14 protein-coding genes are annotated in these 14,390 nt (G+C 73.3%); 7 read left to right on the top strand and 7 right to left on the bottom strand.

Annotated elements, in window-relative coordinates:
• Positions 1–8: 8 nt before the first annotated feature.
• Both ACIQTO_RS30200 and ACIQTO_RS30195 read right to left on the bottom strand, forming a co-directional pair.
• Complete coding sequence (locus tag ACIQTO_RS30200; RefSeq protein WP_402394581.1) at positions 9–587, bottom strand: DUF6309 family protein; 579 nt, start codon at positions 585–587, stop codon at positions 9–11.
• 105 nt (positions 588–692) lie between these two features.
• The gene (locus ACIQTO_RS30195) at positions 693–1,532 is read right to left on the bottom strand and encodes a phytanoyl-CoA dioxygenase family protein (RefSeq protein ID WP_402394579.1); all 840 of its coding nucleotides are present in this window, start codon (positions 1,530–1,532) and stop codon (positions 693–695) included.
• Positions 1,533–2,188: 656 nt separating this feature from the next.
• Between ACIQTO_RS30195 and ACIQTO_RS30190 the strand changes: the two genes are divergently transcribed.
• A complete protein-coding gene (locus ACIQTO_RS30190) occupies positions 2,189–3,259 on the top strand; it encodes a PhlD (protein ID WP_402394577.1) in 1,071 nt (356 codons plus the stop codon).
• Between the two features lie 243 nt (positions 3,260–3,502).
• Here ACIQTO_RS30190 and ACIQTO_RS30185 read toward each other — a convergent pair whose 3' ends face one another.
• Positions 3,503–4,078 (bottom strand): TetR/AcrR family transcriptional regulator, encoded by a 576-nt coding sequence (locus ACIQTO_RS30185; protein WP_402394574.1) that lies wholly within the window; start codon positions 4,076–4,078, stop codon positions 3,503–3,505.
• Positions 4,079–4,183: 105 nt separating this feature from the next.
• On the opposite strand from ACIQTO_RS30185, the gene ACIQTO_RS30180 reads away from it, so the two are divergent.
• Positions 4,184–4,789 carry a dihydrofolate reductase family protein gene (locus ACIQTO_RS30180; protein WP_402394571.1) on the top strand — a complete coding sequence of 202 codons (606 nt, stop codon included), beginning with the start codon at positions 4,184–4,186 and terminating at the stop codon, positions 4,787–4,789.
• Here ACIQTO_RS30180 and ACIQTO_RS30175 read toward each other — a convergent pair.
• Complete coding sequence (locus ACIQTO_RS30175) at positions 4,743–5,732, bottom strand: EamA family transporter (RefSeq protein WP_402394569.1); 990 nt, start codon at positions 5,730–5,732, stop codon at positions 4,743–4,745. The genes ACIQTO_RS30180 and ACIQTO_RS30175 overlap by 47 nt on opposite strands.
• A gap of 168 nt (positions 5,733–5,900) precedes the next feature.
• Here ACIQTO_RS30175 and ACIQTO_RS30170 point away from each other — a divergent pair, with 168 nt between their 5' ends.
• A complete protein-coding gene (locus ACIQTO_RS30170; RefSeq protein WP_402394567.1) occupies positions 5,901–6,371 on the top strand; it encodes a gamma-glutamylcyclotransferase family protein in 471 nt (156 codons plus the stop codon).
• Between the two features lie 123 nt (positions 6,372–6,494).
• Here ACIQTO_RS30170 and ACIQTO_RS30165 read toward each other — a convergent pair whose 3' ends face one another.
• Positions 6,495–7,955, bottom strand: coding sequence for a catalase (locus tag ACIQTO_RS30165; RefSeq protein WP_402394565.1), 1,461 nt, complete (start codon positions 7,953–7,955; stop codon positions 6,495–6,497).
• A 187-nt stretch (positions 7,956–8,142) separates the two neighbouring features.
• Between ACIQTO_RS30165 and cbiE the strand changes: the two genes are divergently transcribed.
• Genes cbiE through ACIQTO_RS30145 form a run of 4 tightly spaced genes read left to right on the top strand, consistent with a single transcriptional unit; the run spans position 8,143 to position 11,432 of the window.
• Complete coding sequence (gene cbiE, locus ACIQTO_RS30160; RefSeq protein ID WP_402394563.1) at positions 8,143–9,381, top strand: precorrin-6y C5,15-methyltransferase (decarboxylating) subunit CbiE; 1,239 nt, start codon at positions 8,143–8,145, stop codon at positions 9,379–9,381.
• Entirely contained in the window at positions 9,378–10,139 is a 762-nt protein-coding gene (gene cobM, locus ACIQTO_RS30155; protein WP_402394562.1) for a precorrin-4 C(11)-methyltransferase, read from the top strand. Before cbiE ends, cobM begins: the two co-directional genes overlap by 4 nt.
• A complete protein-coding gene (locus tag ACIQTO_RS30150) occupies positions 10,136–10,888 on the top strand; it encodes a cobalt-precorrin-6A reductase (protein ID WP_402394560.1) in 753 nt (250 codons plus the stop codon). The genes cobM and ACIQTO_RS30150 overlap by 4 nt, the downstream gene beginning before the upstream one ends.
• A gap of 40 nt (positions 10,889–10,928) precedes the next feature.
• Positions 10,929–11,432 (top strand): DinB family protein, encoded by a 504-nt coding sequence (locus ACIQTO_RS30145; RefSeq protein ID WP_402394558.1) that lies wholly within the window; start codon positions 10,929–10,931, stop codon positions 11,430–11,432.
• An 83-nt stretch (positions 11,433–11,515) separates the two neighbouring features.
• Here ACIQTO_RS30145 and ACIQTO_RS30140 read toward each other — a convergent pair whose 3' ends face one another.
• Together ACIQTO_RS30140 and ACIQTO_RS30135 are read right to left on the bottom strand one after the other, a co-directional pair.
• On the bottom strand, positions 11,516–13,045 hold the full coding sequence (locus ACIQTO_RS30140; RefSeq protein WP_402394556.1) for a UDP-N-acetylglucosamine 1-carboxyvinyltransferase: 1,530 nt from the start codon (positions 13,043–13,045) through the stop codon (positions 11,516–11,518).
• 142 nt (positions 13,046–13,187) lie between these two features.
• A complete protein-coding gene (locus ACIQTO_RS30135) occupies positions 13,188–14,312 on the bottom strand; it encodes a cobalt-precorrin-5B (C(1))-methyltransferase (RefSeq protein WP_402394764.1) in 1,125 nt (374 codons plus the stop codon).
• Between the last annotated feature and the right edge of the window lie 78 nt (positions 14,313–14,390).

Genomic DNA, 14,390 nt, shown 5'->3' with positions numbered 1-14,390 from the left:
TCCGGACGTCAGCCCCCCGCCCGGGCGCCGTACCCGACCGGGCCGGGCTTCGGGACGGCATCGGCCCCGGCCGGCAGGCCCGCGACGTACGCCTCGATCTCGACGCCCGGGACGAGCCGGCCGTACAGCTCCCAGGCGATCATGCGGTGCAGTCCGTCGAGGTGGGTGAGGCCGTCCGGTCGCCGAAGCCCCTGGTAGTCGGTGCTGTCGATGGCCGAGGTGCTCAGGAAGACCGGGGTGAACGGCGCCCCGGCCTGACGGCTCAGCTTGCGGCCGCAGGAGGGATTCAGCCGGGGGTAGCCGTCGCCGATCCGGCGCAGCCGGGCCGCCGCCTCGGCGACGGTCATCCCGGCGGTGGACACGAGCTCCAACTCGCCGCCCTCGCCGAGGTGCCAGGGCAGCACGGTGTCCAGCACCTCCCTGCGATCGAGCAGAACCCTCCCCCAGCTGCCGAACATCCCCTCGGCGGTGAGCAGATGCGCGTCGCCGTCGCTGTTGGAGTTGTCCTCGTGCTCCCGGTCCACCGGGTGGTCACGGCGGTAGAGCCGGAGCACGGTGTCGAAATCGAGCCGGTCGAGAATGCGCATCGGCAGCGGATCCTTCGTTGTCGGGGCAAGGGGTGTCGGGCAAGGGGCGCCGGGGGTGCCGCGCAGGGGCGGGGACCGGGTGCCGGGAGCGGGGGTGCGCGTCGGTCAGTCCGGCTTCACCCACTCCGCGAAGTGCCGTTCGGCGAACAGCTCGGGCCACTGCCCGCCGTCCAGCCCGAGCGCGCGCCCCCTCGCGAGCAGATGCCGCCAGTACGGCTTGACCGGCGGCCAGCTGGCGCCGCACTGGCAGTACGAGCTGTCCACCATGTACCGCTTTCCGCGCCGACCGACCGGGGACGGCCGGCGGGCGTGGAAGAGCGCCGAATGGAGCAGCACGGTGGAACCGGGGGGAAGTTCGTCGATCACCACCTCACCGGGGAGTTCGGCGGTGCCGAGATGCACTCTGGCGCGTTTTCCCAGGAGTTCCCGGTGCGAACCGGGAAGAACGACGAGCGGCCCCACCGTCCGGTCCAGTCCGCCGAGATAGTGCAGGGCGTGGACCATGATTTTCGAACGGTCCGCCTGCGGCCCCTGCTCGTAGTCGTGATGCCATTCCTTGCCGGCCGACCCGGGTGCCTGCCGATTGCTGTGCATGTGATGGAAGACGAATTCGGGGCCGAGCAGCCGGGAGATTATCGAGAGCAGCGGAGGGTGGCCGACGAGTTCACCGTGGGCGGCCAGTTCTATCTCCAGGACGGTGGGGGTCCCGAATGACTCCGGGTCGAGGCAGGCCGCGATCGAGCGATCCCGAAGGCCACTGTCCACCCAGCGGTCCACCTCGGGCTCCAGCCGTTCGACCAGGTCGGCCGGCAGGAATGCGGGGAGAACCAGATAGCCGAGCTCGAAGAACCGAGTGGCCTGATCGGCGTCGATTGCGAGGGTGCCCTGATTGTCCATTCTCCGGACTCCAAGAGGATTGTCGGTGCGGTCGGCCCGTCCGGTCACGGCTGGGACAGCCCGTGCGAGGAGGCCATGGAAACTTCGTGCGACGACCGGTTGCAGATTCGCGTTACCTGGTGCTTCACCTCAATTCCACCGAACAGATACTAGGGATGTCCCGGCGCCGCCGAACTCATGCAGCACTCCGGGACAATGACCGAATAGTTTCGCTCTGGCCGGGAACGGTCTGGACCGACCGCACGTTCAGGAACTCCGGATTCCGCCCGGATGTACCGGACGCCGAATCCTGCCGCGACAAAGGAAAGCGCCGAGAATTCGCCGCCGGACAGCCGCGGGCGGGGCCGCCGGACCAGCCGGACGCCAACGGGGGCACGCTCGCCGGGACACGCAGGGCGGCCGTCGTCGACCCACCGGAGTGACCACGTCTCGCCCATCCGGTCGCGACTCTGCGTAACCAGAGCGGCGCCCTGCGCCGACCTGGACCGTCGGATCCGGCTGCCCCTCACCTCCCCATCAGGCCCACCAATTGGTGGAACTACCGCAAGGGGCGGGTAGCGTGTGTACGTCAGTATCCGGGTGGGGGCTCCCGCGAGTGTCACGGTGCGTCACGGCGCGCCGACGCACTCCGTGCGACCGCCGCACGGGTGCCGGCTGCCGCGCCCGCCCGGACGCGGCACGGACCGCTCCGAGGACACCTCGCCATGCCTAGCCCGACCACCGCGTACGTCGGCCGACCGGCCCTGGTCGCGGGCCCCCACGTCGTCCGGGCCGAGCGGATCCGCGACGACATCCTCGCCCGCAACCCCGGCTACTCGCCCCGGCAGGCCGAGACCGTGCGGATGGCCCTGAGCAACCTGCCCGGCACCCGCCGGTACTTCCAGCCGTACGAGGTGGTCACCTCACCCGACCGCACGGCCGCCGAGCGGAAGACCACGACCATGACCGACCTGCTGGACGCCGCGGAGCGCGCCGCCACCGAGGCGATGGCGAACGCGGGCGTGAACGCCGAGGACGTCGACTGCGTCGTCGTCAGCAGTGCGACCGGCGACGCGATGCCGGGGCTGGACATCCTCCTCCAGCAGCGACTCGGACTCCGCCCGGACATCAGGCGCCGGCCGATGACGCAGCTGGCCTGCGCGGGCGGCGCGCATGTCCTGATCGCGGCCCAGGAGCACCTGGCCGCGAACCCCGGAGGTGTCGTGCTGGTGGTCGCCGGCGAGTCCCTCTCCTCGCTCTACCAGGACACCCAGACCTCGATCGAGGACCAGATCTACAAGGGGCTCTGGGGGGACATGGTCGGCGCGGCCGTCGTCACCGGCGACCGGCGCACGCCCGGGCTGCGCCTCGACCACAGCTTCGAGTACACCATCCCGCAGACCGTCGACCGGTACCGCAAACTGACCGACGAGCGCGGCGACCACTTCGCCTCCACCCGGTCCTCGCTCCGCTCGGTCACCGACCTGGGACCGGCCCTGCTCGCCTGGCTGGACCGGCACGACGGCCGGGAGCTCGACTTCGGGGTGCTGCACCCGGGCGGACCGGCGATCCTCGACCGGCTCGGCACCCTGCTCGGCGTGGACGACGCCTTCCTCCGGCACTCCCGGGCGGTGCTGGCCGAGGAGGGCAATCTGGGCGGGGCGACGGTCTTCTCCGTCCTGGCCCGGACCCACCGGACGCCCCCGGCCGCCGGTGCGCGCGGCCTGGTCTTCGGCCTGGGCCCGGGTGTCGCCCTCAGCGCACTGCTCGCCACCTGGACCGGCGAAGCCGACTGAGCGGGCACCCGCCGGTCGGCCGAGCACTGGCAGGAGACCGAACGCTGGCAGGTCTCCGATCACTGGCAGGCATCCGAGCACCGGCAGGAGACCGAGCGGGCGCTACCGCGACTGCCGATCGGCGCCAGCCGGGCCGGCGTCGATCGGATACACGGACAGCGATCGCGAACGGAGCGCCAACCGCGGACCGAGCACCGACCGCGGACCGAGCACCGACCGGGCGCAGCGCACCGGCCGGGCCCGCTACGCGCCGGGCACGATCCGCTCGACCAGCGTCCCGACCAGCGCGGCCAGGCCGTCCGTGCCCAGCACCTCGGGGAGGGTGAGGTGTTCGACCAGCAGCCCGGTCATCGCGAGGTAGAGGACGACGACCGTCTCCCGGTCGCCGGGGAGCCCCTCCCCCAGGTGATAGGCGATGTTCGCCTCCAGCTGCTCGCGGATCGTGCCGGTGAGCTCGCCACGCAGGTCCGGCCGGCGGGTGGCCTCCAGGCGCAGTTCGAGCAGGGCCAGGTACCCGGAGCGCTCGGTGGTGATCCGCCCCAGCAGGTCGTGCATCAGGGCCTCGACCAGATCGCGGTCGCGGGGGGCACGCAGCAGGCCGGCGATGACGGCCGGATCCGGGGTGAGCCGGTGGTGGATGTGGCGGGCGGTCTGGTGGAGCAACGCGTCGCGGTTGGCGAAGTAGTTGGACGCGGTGCCGGCGGGAACGCCCGCCTGGGCGTCGACCGCGCGGAAGGTGAGCCCGCGGGCACCCTCGCGCGCGAGGACGTCGATGGCGGCGTCGACAAGGGCGGTACGACGAGCGGGGTTCTGGACCACGGCTCTGATCCTCCTTCAGGAAGTCCTGGACAACCACTACAGACTGAGTACTATAGCCGGAGTGGTTGAGGGCACCGGGCCTTCGGCCGAGTTCCAAGGACGTGCATGCGCAAGCTCACTTACTACGTCGGCGCCACCCTCGACGGCTTCATCGCCGCCCCCGACGGTGCCTACGGCTTCTTCGACCCCTTCCTCACCGACGACTTCGTGGCCTTCATGGTCAGCGAGTTCGGCGACACCCTACCGACCCCCGCCCGCGCGGCACTCGGCCTGGCGGACGCGTCCACCACGCGCTTCGACACCGTGCTCATGGGCCGCGGCAGCTACGAGCCGGGCCTGGCCGCCGGTCTCACCAGCCCCTACGCCCACCTGCGGCAGATCGTCGTCTCCCGCTCGCTCACGACCAGCCCGGACCCGGCCGTCGAGGTCACCGCGGCGGACCCGCTCGACCTGGTCCGCCGGCTGAAGCGGGAGGAGGGCCTGGGCATCTACCTCTGCGGTGGCGGCGACCTCGCCGGCCAACTCCTGCCCGAGATCGACGAGCTGATCGTCAAGCTGTACCCGGTCGCGGTCGGCTCCGGCGTTCCGCTCTTCCGCGCCGACTTCTCGCCGCGCACCTTCGCCCCGGCCGGCACCCGGGCCTTCCCCAACGGCGCCGTCGTCCTCACCTACGCGAAGGCGTCCGGGGCGCCCGCCCCGACAGCCGGCTGACGCTGACCACCAGGCAGACACCGATGACCACGATCGCCCCACCCGCCAGGGTGGGGCCGGTCAGCGGTTCGGCCAGCACCAGTGAGCCGAGCAGCACCGCCACCACCGGGTTCACGTACGCGTAGGTGGCGACCAGCGTGAGCGGCGCGGACTGCAGCAGCCACGCGTAGGCGGTGAAGCCGACCAACGAGCCGACCACCACCAGATAGCCGAGCGCCAGCCAGGACCGGGTGGAGACGGCGCCGAGGTCCAGCCCGTGCTGCTCTCCACGCGCCAGTCCGATCAGCAGACTGCCCGACCCGCCGACGATCATCTGGTACGCGCTCCCCGCGAGGACGTTGCCCGGCATCGGTATCCGCTTGGCGGCGAACGAGCCGGCCGCCCAGGTCAGCGTGGCGCAGAGGATCACCAGCACACCGCCCGGGGCGATGTCCCCGCCGATCGCGGGCGCGGAGAGCACCGCCAGACCGACCAGCCCGAGCAGCACCCCGGCCAGTTCGACCGGCCTGGGCCGGTCACCGCCCGCCGCGGTGAGCAGCACCATCCAGAGCGGGACGGCGGCCACCAGCAGCGCGGCCAGCCCGGACGGAACGGAGTTCTCGCCGAGCACCACCAGCCCGTTCCCGCCGGTCAGCAGCAGCAGGCCGACCAGCGCGGAGGAGCCGAGCCGCCGGCGGTCCACCCGGAGTCCCGCCCTCCCCTGCCGGAACAGGACGAAGCCGGCCAGCAGCAGCCCGGCGACGACGAACCGCGCCCCGGCGGAGAGGAAGGAGGGCATCGTCTCCAGGGCGATCCGGATCGCCAGATAGGTCGAACCCCACACCACGTACACCACGGCGAGCGCCAGCCAGACCGCGCCGCCCAGACCGGCCGGGCCCGGGAGGGCGTCGGCCGGGGCGCCGACCGAGGCCTTGCCGGGCGTACGCGAAACGGGAGCTGTCATGGGTGTCCCCCTAGGACGGTGCTGGCGGTCACCCGCCATGACAGCGCATCAGCGCACCCGTGCGCCAGTGGGTATCAGCAGACGGTCGCGGCCGCCCCCGGGGGCGCGCGGCGCAGGCGCTACGGTGGGCGCTCCCCCAGCCGGGAGGACCGCGTACCAGGAGGCCACGTGCCCGACACACCGCCCGCCGACCAGTCCGCCGACCGGTGCGCCGCCCTCCCGTTCTTCGTCTACGGCACGCTCCGCACCGGCGGGCGCAACCACGCCGTGCACCTGGCCGGGCGCTGCGCGGACGTCCGGACCGCCGTGCTCGACGGCGCCGCGCTGCACGACGGCCCGGGCTTCCCGTACGCGGCGCCGGACGGGACGCCCGGCCGGCGGGTGATCGGCGAGCTGATCACCGTGCGCCCCGGCGCGTACGCCGCCGCGCTCCTCGCACTCGACCGGCTGGAGGACTGCCGGGCCGACGGCACCGGCGAGTACGTCCGCAGGCGGCTGGCCGTCCGGACGGCGGCCGGGGCCACCGAGGACGCCTGGGTCTACCTGGCCGGCCCGGCCGTCGCCGCCCGCCTGCGCGCCCGCCCGGCGCTCATCGCGTCCGGGGACTGGACCCGCCGCGACGAGCGCCGGGAGAGCTGAGCACCGGGAGAGCGCCGAACCCCAGGAGGGCTGGGCACCGGACCGGACACCCGGCGGCACGGGGACAGCGGGGCTCACCCCGTGGGGCGCGCCCCGCCCGGCCCGGCCCCGCACCCGACGGACTCAGGGCCTGCCCACCCCCGAGGCGACTCGGTCACCAAGCGCTTTGTCGACATTGCGCCAGTACCGCACCGCGCGTTCCAGCACCGGATCACTGACCCCCGCCTTCAGATGGCCCACGATGTTGGAGACCAGCCGGTCCCGCTGCGCGTCGTCCAGCACCTGGCGGACCATCGTCCCCGCCTGGCCCCAGTCGTCGTCCTCGGCGTGCAAGGAGTACGCCTCGCGCACCATCTCGCCCGCGGTCCGCCACCCGGCGGCCGGGTCGTCGTAGCGCCGCGCGTCCGCCGCCGGTCCGCCCTTGGAGTTGGGCGCGTACGGCGCGGCGGTCCGGGCCGGGTCGAACCGCATCGGCCCGTCCTTGGCGTAGGAGTGGACCGGCACGTGCGACCGGTTCGGCGGCAGCTGCGCGTAGTTGGGGCCGATCCGGTACCGGTGGGTGTCGGGGTAGGAGAAGATCCGGCCGAGCAGCATCTTGTCCGGCGAGACGCTGATCCCCGGCACCAGGCCGGACGGTTCGAAGGCGGCCTGCTCGATGTGGATGAAGTAGTCCTCGGGGTTGCGGTTCAGGGTCATCCGGCCGACCTTGATCAGCGGGAAGTCGCCGTGCGGCCACACCTTGGTCAGGTCGAAGGGGTTGAACCGGTAGCCGGGCGCCCCGTCGAAGGGCATGACCTGGACGTACAGCGTCCAGGACGGGTGGTCGCCGCCCTCGACGGCCTCCCAGAGGTCCTGCCGGTGCAGGTCCGGATCGGATCCGGCCAGTCGGTCGGCGTCCTCCTGGGTGAGGAAGTCGATCCCCTGGTCGGTCTTGAAGTGGTACTTGACCCAGAACCGCTCACCGCTCGCGTTGATCCACATATAGGTGTGCGAGCCGTAGCCGTTCATGTGCCGATAGGACTTCGGAATGCCCCGGTCGCCCATCAGCCAGGTGACCATGTGCGCGGACTCCGGCGAGAGCGTCCAGAAGTCCCACTGCATGTCGTGGTCGCGCAGGCCGTTGTCCGGGCGGCGCTTCTGCGAGCGGATGAAGTCCTGGAACTTGATGGTGTCGCGGACGAAGAAGACCGGCGTGTTGTTGCCGACCAGGTCGTAGTTGCCGTCCTCGGTGTAGAACTTCAGCGCGAAGCCGCGCGGGTCACGCCAGGTGTCCGGGCTGCCCTGCTCGCCGGCCACGGTCGAGAAGCGGGCCAGCATCTCGGTCCGCTTGCCCGGCTGGAACAGCGTCGCCCCGGTGTACCGGCTGACGTCCTCGGTGGTCTCGAAGAAGCCGTACGCCCCGGCTCCCTTCGCGTGCACCACCCGCTCGGGCACCCGTTCACGGTTGAACTGCGCCATCTTCTCGATCAGATAGTGGTCGTGGAGCAGGATCGGGCCGTCCCGGCCCACCGTGAGCGAGTGCTCGTCGCTCGGCACCGGGACACCGGCGTTGGTCGTGGTGGACGGAACCGCTGACTCCGACATGGTGTCCTCCGTTGCGCGCTGCAGTACCCCCGGACGACGCTAGCCCCGGCCTCCGGGGTGCGCACCCCCTGACCAGGGGGTGGCCGTGTACCGCCAGGTAGGCTGCCCCGGCCACGCCATCGCGGGCCGGCCGGCGCGACATCCGCTCACCGGCCACCACCCGCACGACCGAACGAGGAGCCCCCCGGTGCCCGAGCTGCCACCACCGATCACCGTGGTCGGGATCGGCGCCGACGGCTGGCCCGGCCTCGCCACCGCCTCCCGGGCGGCGCTGCGGGCGGCCGAGGTCGTGATCGGCGGCCCCCGCCAGCTGGCCCTGCTCCCCGCCGACGAGGCGGCCGCCGAGCGGGTGCCGTGGCCGTCCCCGCTGCGCCCCGCCGTCCCCGGGCTGCTCGCCGCACACGCCGCCCGCCGGGTGGCGGTCCTGGCCAGCGGCGACCCGATGTTCTACGGCATCGGCCGCACCCTCGCCGAGACCGTCGGCCCCGAGCGGCTGCGCGTCCTGCCGCACCCCTCCTCCGTCTCCTACGCCTGCGCCCGGCTCGGCTGGCCGCTGGAGGCCACCGAGGTGGTCAGCCTGGTCGGCCGCCCCCTGCACACCCTCACGCTCGCCCTGCACCCCGGGCGCCGGCTGCTCGTCCTCAGCGCCGACGCGCAGACCCCCGCCGCCGTCGCCGCGCTGCTCACCGCCCGCGGCTTCGGCACCGCCCGGCTGCGGGTCCTGGAGCAGCTCGGCGGTCCCGACGAGCGGCAGCTGGACGGCCCGGCCGACGGCTGGCCGCACCCCGGCGGCGACCCGCTGAACGTCATCGCCGTCGCGCTGGGCGACGGCCCCCGGACGTCGCTGGTGCCCGGTCTGCCCGACGACGCGTACGAGAGCGACGGCCAGCTGACCAAGCGGCACGTCCGCGCCGCCACCCTGGCCACCCTGGCCCCCGCCCCCGGCGAACTGCTCTGGGACGTCGGCGGCGGCTCCGGCTCGATCGCGATCGAGTGGCTGCGCGCCCACCGGGACAACCGGGCGGTGACCGTCGAACGCAGCGCCGTCCGGGCCGAGCGGATCGGGCGCAACGCCGCCGCGCTCGGCGTGCCCCGGCTGCGGGTGGTCACCGGCCCCGCCCCCGAGGCGCTCGCCGGACTGCCCACCCCCGACGCCGTGTTCATCGGCGGCGGACTCACCGCGCCCGGCCTGCTGGACGCCTGCTGGGCGGCACTGCCGCCGGGCGGCCGGCTGGTCGCCAACACCGTGACGCTGGAGTCCGAGGCCCTGCTCACCGCGTGGTACCGGCGGCACGGCGGCGAGCTGCTGCGCCTCGCGGTGGCGCACGCCGTGCCGGTGGGCGGCTTCACCGGCTGGCGGCAGGCGATGCCGGTCACCCAGTGGTCCGCCGTCAAACCTTCGACCGATCCAGGAGCGAGCTCGTGACCGTCTACTTCATCGGGGCCGGCCCGGGCGCCGCCGACCTGATCACCCTGCGCGGCGCGCGCATCCTGGCCCGCGCCGAGGTCTGCCTCTACGCCGGCAGCCTGGTGCCGCGCGAGCTGCTGGACGCGTGCCCGCCCGGCGCCCGGCTGGTCGACACCGCGCGGCTCGACCTGGACCGCATCGTCGCCGAGCTGGTCGCCGCCCACCGGGCCGGACAGGACGTGGCCCGGCTGCACTCCGGCGACCCCTCCGTGTTCAGCGCCGTCGCCGAGCAGATGCGCCGGCTCGACGCGGCGGGCGTGCCCTACGAGATCGTGCCCGGCGTGCCCGCCTTCGCCGCCGCGGCGGCCGCGCTCAAGCGTGAGCTGACGGTGCCGACGGTCGGCCAGACCGTCATCCTCACCCGGATCGCCAAGCGGGCCACCCCGATGCCCGAGGGCGAGGACCTCGCCACGCTCGGCCGCAGCGGCGCCCTGCTGGTGCTGCACCTCGCCGCCGGGTACATCGACGACGTGGTCGAGCAGCTGCTGCCGCACTACGGCGCCGACTGCCCGGCCGCCGTCGTGGCGATGGCCAGCCGCCCGGACGAGCTCGTGCTGCGCGGCACCGTCGCCACCATCGCCGAGCAGGTGAAGGCGGCGGGCGTGGTCCGCACCGCCGTCATCCTGGTCGGCCGGACCCTGACCGCCGAACAGTTCCGGGACAGCCACCTCTACTCGGCGGACCGCGAACGCCCGCACGAGCCCTGCGGCGCGTGAGGGCCCACCTGCTCGTCCTCGGCGGCACGACCGAGGCACGGGCACTCGCCGCCGCCCTGGCCGACGGGCCGGCGCGGGTCACCAGCTCGCTCGCCGGGCGGGTCGCCGCCCCCCGGCTGCCCGTCGGCGACGTCCGGATCGGCGGCTTCGGCGGACCGGACGGGCTCGCCGCCTGGCTGCGCGCCGAGCGGGTGGCCGCGGTCGTCGACGCCACCCACCCGTTCGCGGCCGTCATGTCGCGCAACGCCGCGGCGGCCGCCGCCACCACCGGGGTGCCGCTGCTGGCGCTGCGCCGCCCCGGCTGGGCACGGGTGGCGGGTGACCGCTGGCATCCGGTGGAGTCGCTGGAGGCCGCCGCCGCCCTGCTCCCCGGGCTCGGCCGGCGGGTCTTCCTCACCACCGGCCGCCAGGGCATCGGCGCCTTCGCCCACCTGGACGGCCTGCACTTCCTGGCCCGCTCGGTCGACCCGCCCGAGCCGCCGGTGCCCGCCGCCCTCGACGTGCTGCTCGACCGCGGGCCGTTCACCCTGGACGGCGAGCGGGCGCTGTTGCGCGAGCACCTGATCGACGTCGTGGTCACCAAGGACAGCGGCGGCGCCGCGACCGCCCCCAAGCTCACCGCGGCCCGCGAACTCGGCCTGCCGGTCGTGGTCGTGGAGCGCCCGGCGCCACCGGCCGGCGTGCCGGTCGCCGAGTCCGTACCGGCGGCCCTGGGCTGGCTCGCCGCACGCGGTCTCACTCCTCGGTAGGGCGGGTGACGTCCGTCGCCCGCCCTGCCAGGATGGGCCGATGAGAGACGATGAACGCACCCGGACCGAGCAGACCGCCGACGAACGCGCCACCCTGGTCAGCTTCCTGGACTTCCAGCGCGACACCCTCGCGATGAAGTGCACCGGGCTGACCACCGACCAGCTCCGCGCGCGCGTCCTCCAGCCGTCCGCGCTCTCGCTGCTCGGCATCGTCCGCCACCTCGCCGAGGTCGAGCGCGGCTGGTTCCGCAACACCTTCAACAACGAGGACCGGCCCGGCTTCTGGAAGCACCCCGACGGCAGCTTCGCCGAGTTCGACGTCGACACCGCCGACCCCGAGGAGGCCTTCGCCGTCTGGCGCGGCGAGTGCGACCACGCCCGGGAACTCGTCGCCGCCGCCGAGTCGTTGGACGTACTCGGACACCACGGCGAGGAGGCCTTCTCGCTCCGCTGGATCCTCACCCACATGATCGAGGAGTACGCCCGCCACAACGGCCACGCCGACCTGCTGCGCGAGCACCTGGACGGCGAGACCGGGGAGTAGCGGGCGCATGCGCTTCAAAGCGGCTGGACGTCGCCGGACTGCCGGCCGGCCTCGACGGGTGAGGCCGGCCGGCCGGGCGCCCGTCAGATGTCGCGGAAGGTCTCGATCTGGGCGCCGATCGAGTTGAGGCGCTCGGCGAGGTCCTCGTAACCGCGGTTGATGACGTACACGTTGCGCAGCACCGAGGTGCCCTTGGCGGCGAGCATCGCGAGCAGGATGACCACGGCCGGACGCAGCGCCGGCGGGCAGACCATCTCGGCGGCGCGCCAGCGGGTGGGGCCCTGGACGAGCACCCGGTGCGGGTCGAGCAGCTTGATGTCGGCGCCGAGCCGGGTGAGTTCGGTCAGGTAGATGGCGCGGTTGTCGTACACCCAGTCGTGGATCATCGTGGTGCCGTGCGCGGACGCGGCGATCGCGGCGAAGAACGGCACGTTGTCGATGTTGATGCCGGGGAACGGCATCGGGTGGATGGTGTCGACCGGCGCGGTCAGCTTGGAGGGGCGCACGGTGAGGTCGACCAGCCGGGTGTAGCCGTTGTGGGCCCGGTACTCGGCGGTGCGGTCGTAGTCGAGGCCCATGCCCTCCAGCACCGCGAGCTCGATCTCCAGGAACTCGATCGGCACCCGGCGGATCGTCAGCTCGGAGGAGGTGACGACGGCGGCGGCGAGCAGGCTCATCGCCTCCACCGGGTCCTCGGCGGGGGTGTAGTCGACGTCGCGGGTGATCTCCGGCACGCCGTGCACGGTGAGGGTGGTGGTGCCGATGCCCTCGATCCGCACACCCAGCCGCTCCAGGAAGAAGCAGAGGTCCTGGACCATGTAGTTGGGCGAGGCGTTGCGGATGACGCTGACGCCGTCGTGCCGGGCGGCGGCGAGCAGGGCGTTCTCGGTGACGGTGTCGCCGCGCTCGGTCAGCACGATCGGCCGGTCCATCGGCGCGCCGGGCTGGACGGAGGCGTGGTAGGCGCCCGAGGTGGTGGCGACCTCCAGGCCGAAGCGGCGCAGCGCCGTCAGGTGCGGCTGGACGGTACGGGTGCCCAGGTCGCAGCCGCCGGCGTACGGGATGGCGAAGCGGTCGGCGCGGTGCATCAGCGGGCCGAGGAACATCAGCACGCTGCGGGTGCGACGGGCGGCCTCGACGTCCATCGCCGCGAGGTCGAGCTCGGCGGGCGGGGTGAGTTCGAGGTCGCGGCCCTCGTTGGTCCAGCGGCTCTTGACCCCGATGCTGGTGAGCACCTCGAGGATCCGGTAGACCTCCTCGATCCGGGCGACCTGGCGGATCGTGGTGCGGCCGGTGGTCAGCAGCGAGGCGCAGAGGATCGCGACGCAGGCGTTCTTGCTGCTGCGGACGTCGATCGCGCCGGAGAGCTGGGTGCCGCCGGCGACGCGCAGGTGCATCGGGCCGGCGTAGCCGAGGGAGACGATCTCGCTGTCGAGGGCTTCGCCGATCCGGGCGATCATCTCAAGGCTGACGTTCTGCTTGCCCTGTTCGATGCGGTTGACCGCGCTCTGGCTGGTGCCGAGTGCCTCGCCGAGCTGGGCCTGGGACCAACCACGGTGCTGGCGCGCGGTGCGGATGAGGGTGCCGATACGGGTGAGATAGTCGCCTGTCACTCGCCAGACCATATCTCATGCTTGAGATAGCAACAGAACTCAGGGTGGGCGTTGCGCCACTTATGTCCATTTCTGCTCCGGATTGACGAGGCATCGGCACACCACCGCCACACTCCTGCTACGGATCCGGCGCCCCAGCCCCTCAGGGCCCGAGCGGCTCCGCCCGGCCCACGACGCTGCCGGCCCGGTCGATGCAGATGACGTCCACCGTGACGGGTGAGCCGACCAGGACCCCGAGCGCGGTCGCCCGGGCCGCCTCGGCGACGAGATCACCGAGCGGGACGCCGGCGGCGCGGCAGAGCTGGATCGCCTCCAGGGCGGTGTTGGCCGCCGCGACCGCGGCGGCCAGCTCCGGTCCGGCGCCCCCGGTGCGGGCCAGGGCGGCCAGATGGCCCTGGTCGACCTGGGAGCGCGCCGAGTGCAGGTCGAGGTGGCCGGCGGCCAGCTTGGAGAGCTTGGCGAAGCCGCCCGCGACGGTCAGGCGGGGCACCGGGTGGCGCTTCAGGTACTTGAGCACCGCCCCCGCGAAGTCGCCCATGTCCAGCAGCGCGTCCTCGGGCAGGCCGTGCACGTCGGCGGCCACCTTCTCCGAGGTCGAGCCGGTGCAGCCCGCGACGTGGGTGCGCCCGGCGGCCCGGGCCACGTCCACCCCGCGCCGGATGGAGTCGATCCAGGCGGAACAGGAATAGGGGACGACGATCCCGGTCGTGCCGAGGATCGAGAGCCCGCCGAGGATGCCCAGGCGCGGGTTCCAGGTGGAGCGGGCGATCTCCTCGCCGTGGTCGACGGAGACCTCCACCACGACGTCCCCGCCGCCGCCGAACTCGGCCGCCACCTCGGCGACGGCGTCCCGGATCATCTGCCGGGGCACCGGGTTGACGGCCGGCTCGCCGACGGCCAGCGGCAGCCCGGCCTTGGTGACCGTCCCGACGCCCGGACCGGCCCGGAACACCACCCCGCTGCCCGGTTCCCCCGCCCACACCGTCGAGCGGATCAGCGCACCGTGCGTCACATCCGGGTCGTCCCCGGCGTCCTTCACCACGCCGGCCATCGCCCGGCCGCCCGCCCGCTCCTCGGCGGCCAGCGCGAAGCCGGGCCGCTGCCCCTTCGGCAGGGTGATCACCACCGGATCGGGGAACGCGCCCGTCAGCAGCGCCTGGTAGGCCGCCTTGGTCGCCGCCGTCGCGCAGGCGCCCGTCGTCCATCCGGGTCGCAGCCCGCTGCTCTTCAGCTGCCCGGCCCGTCCACCGACCTCAGCCACGCCGATCGCTCCTCGCCTTGTCCGGGCCGCCGGATTCTCCGTGTTCCCCCCGGTTCTCCCGCCCCTTCCCGGCGCCACCGGGAA

Source organism: Kitasatospora sp. NPDC091207, assembly GCF_044768625.1.
Taxonomy (GTDB): Bacteria; Actinomycetota; Actinomycetes; order Streptomycetales; family Streptomycetaceae; genus Kitasatospora.
This window is presented reverse-complemented; position numbering and strand designations above follow the sequence as displayed.

Excerpts from the sequence above, each read along its gene's own strand:
- ACIQTO_RS30200 (WP_402394581.1), bottom strand. The coding sequence starts at position 587 with ATGCGCATTCTCGACCGGCTCGATTTCGACACCGTGCTCCGGCTCTAC.
- ACIQTO_RS30190 (WP_402394577.1), top strand. The coding sequence starts at position 2,189 with ATGCCTAGCCCGACCACCGCGTACGTCGGCCGACCGGCCCTGGTCGCG.
- ACIQTO_RS30180 (WP_402394571.1), top strand. The coding sequence starts at position 4,184 with ATGCGCAAGCTCACTTACTACGTCGGCGCCACCCTCGACGGCTTCATC.
- ACIQTO_RS30175 (WP_402394569.1), bottom strand. The coding sequence starts at position 5,732 with ATGACAGCTCCCGTTTCGCGTACGCCCGGCAAGGCCTCGGTCGGCGCC.
- ACIQTO_RS30165 (WP_402394565.1), bottom strand. The coding sequence starts at position 7,955 with ATGTCGGAGTCAGCGGTTCCGTCCACCACGACCAACGCCGGTGTCCCG.
- ACIQTO_RS30145 (WP_402394558.1), top strand. The coding sequence starts at position 10,929 with ATGAGAGACGATGAACGCACCCGGACCGAGCAGACCGCCGACGAACGC.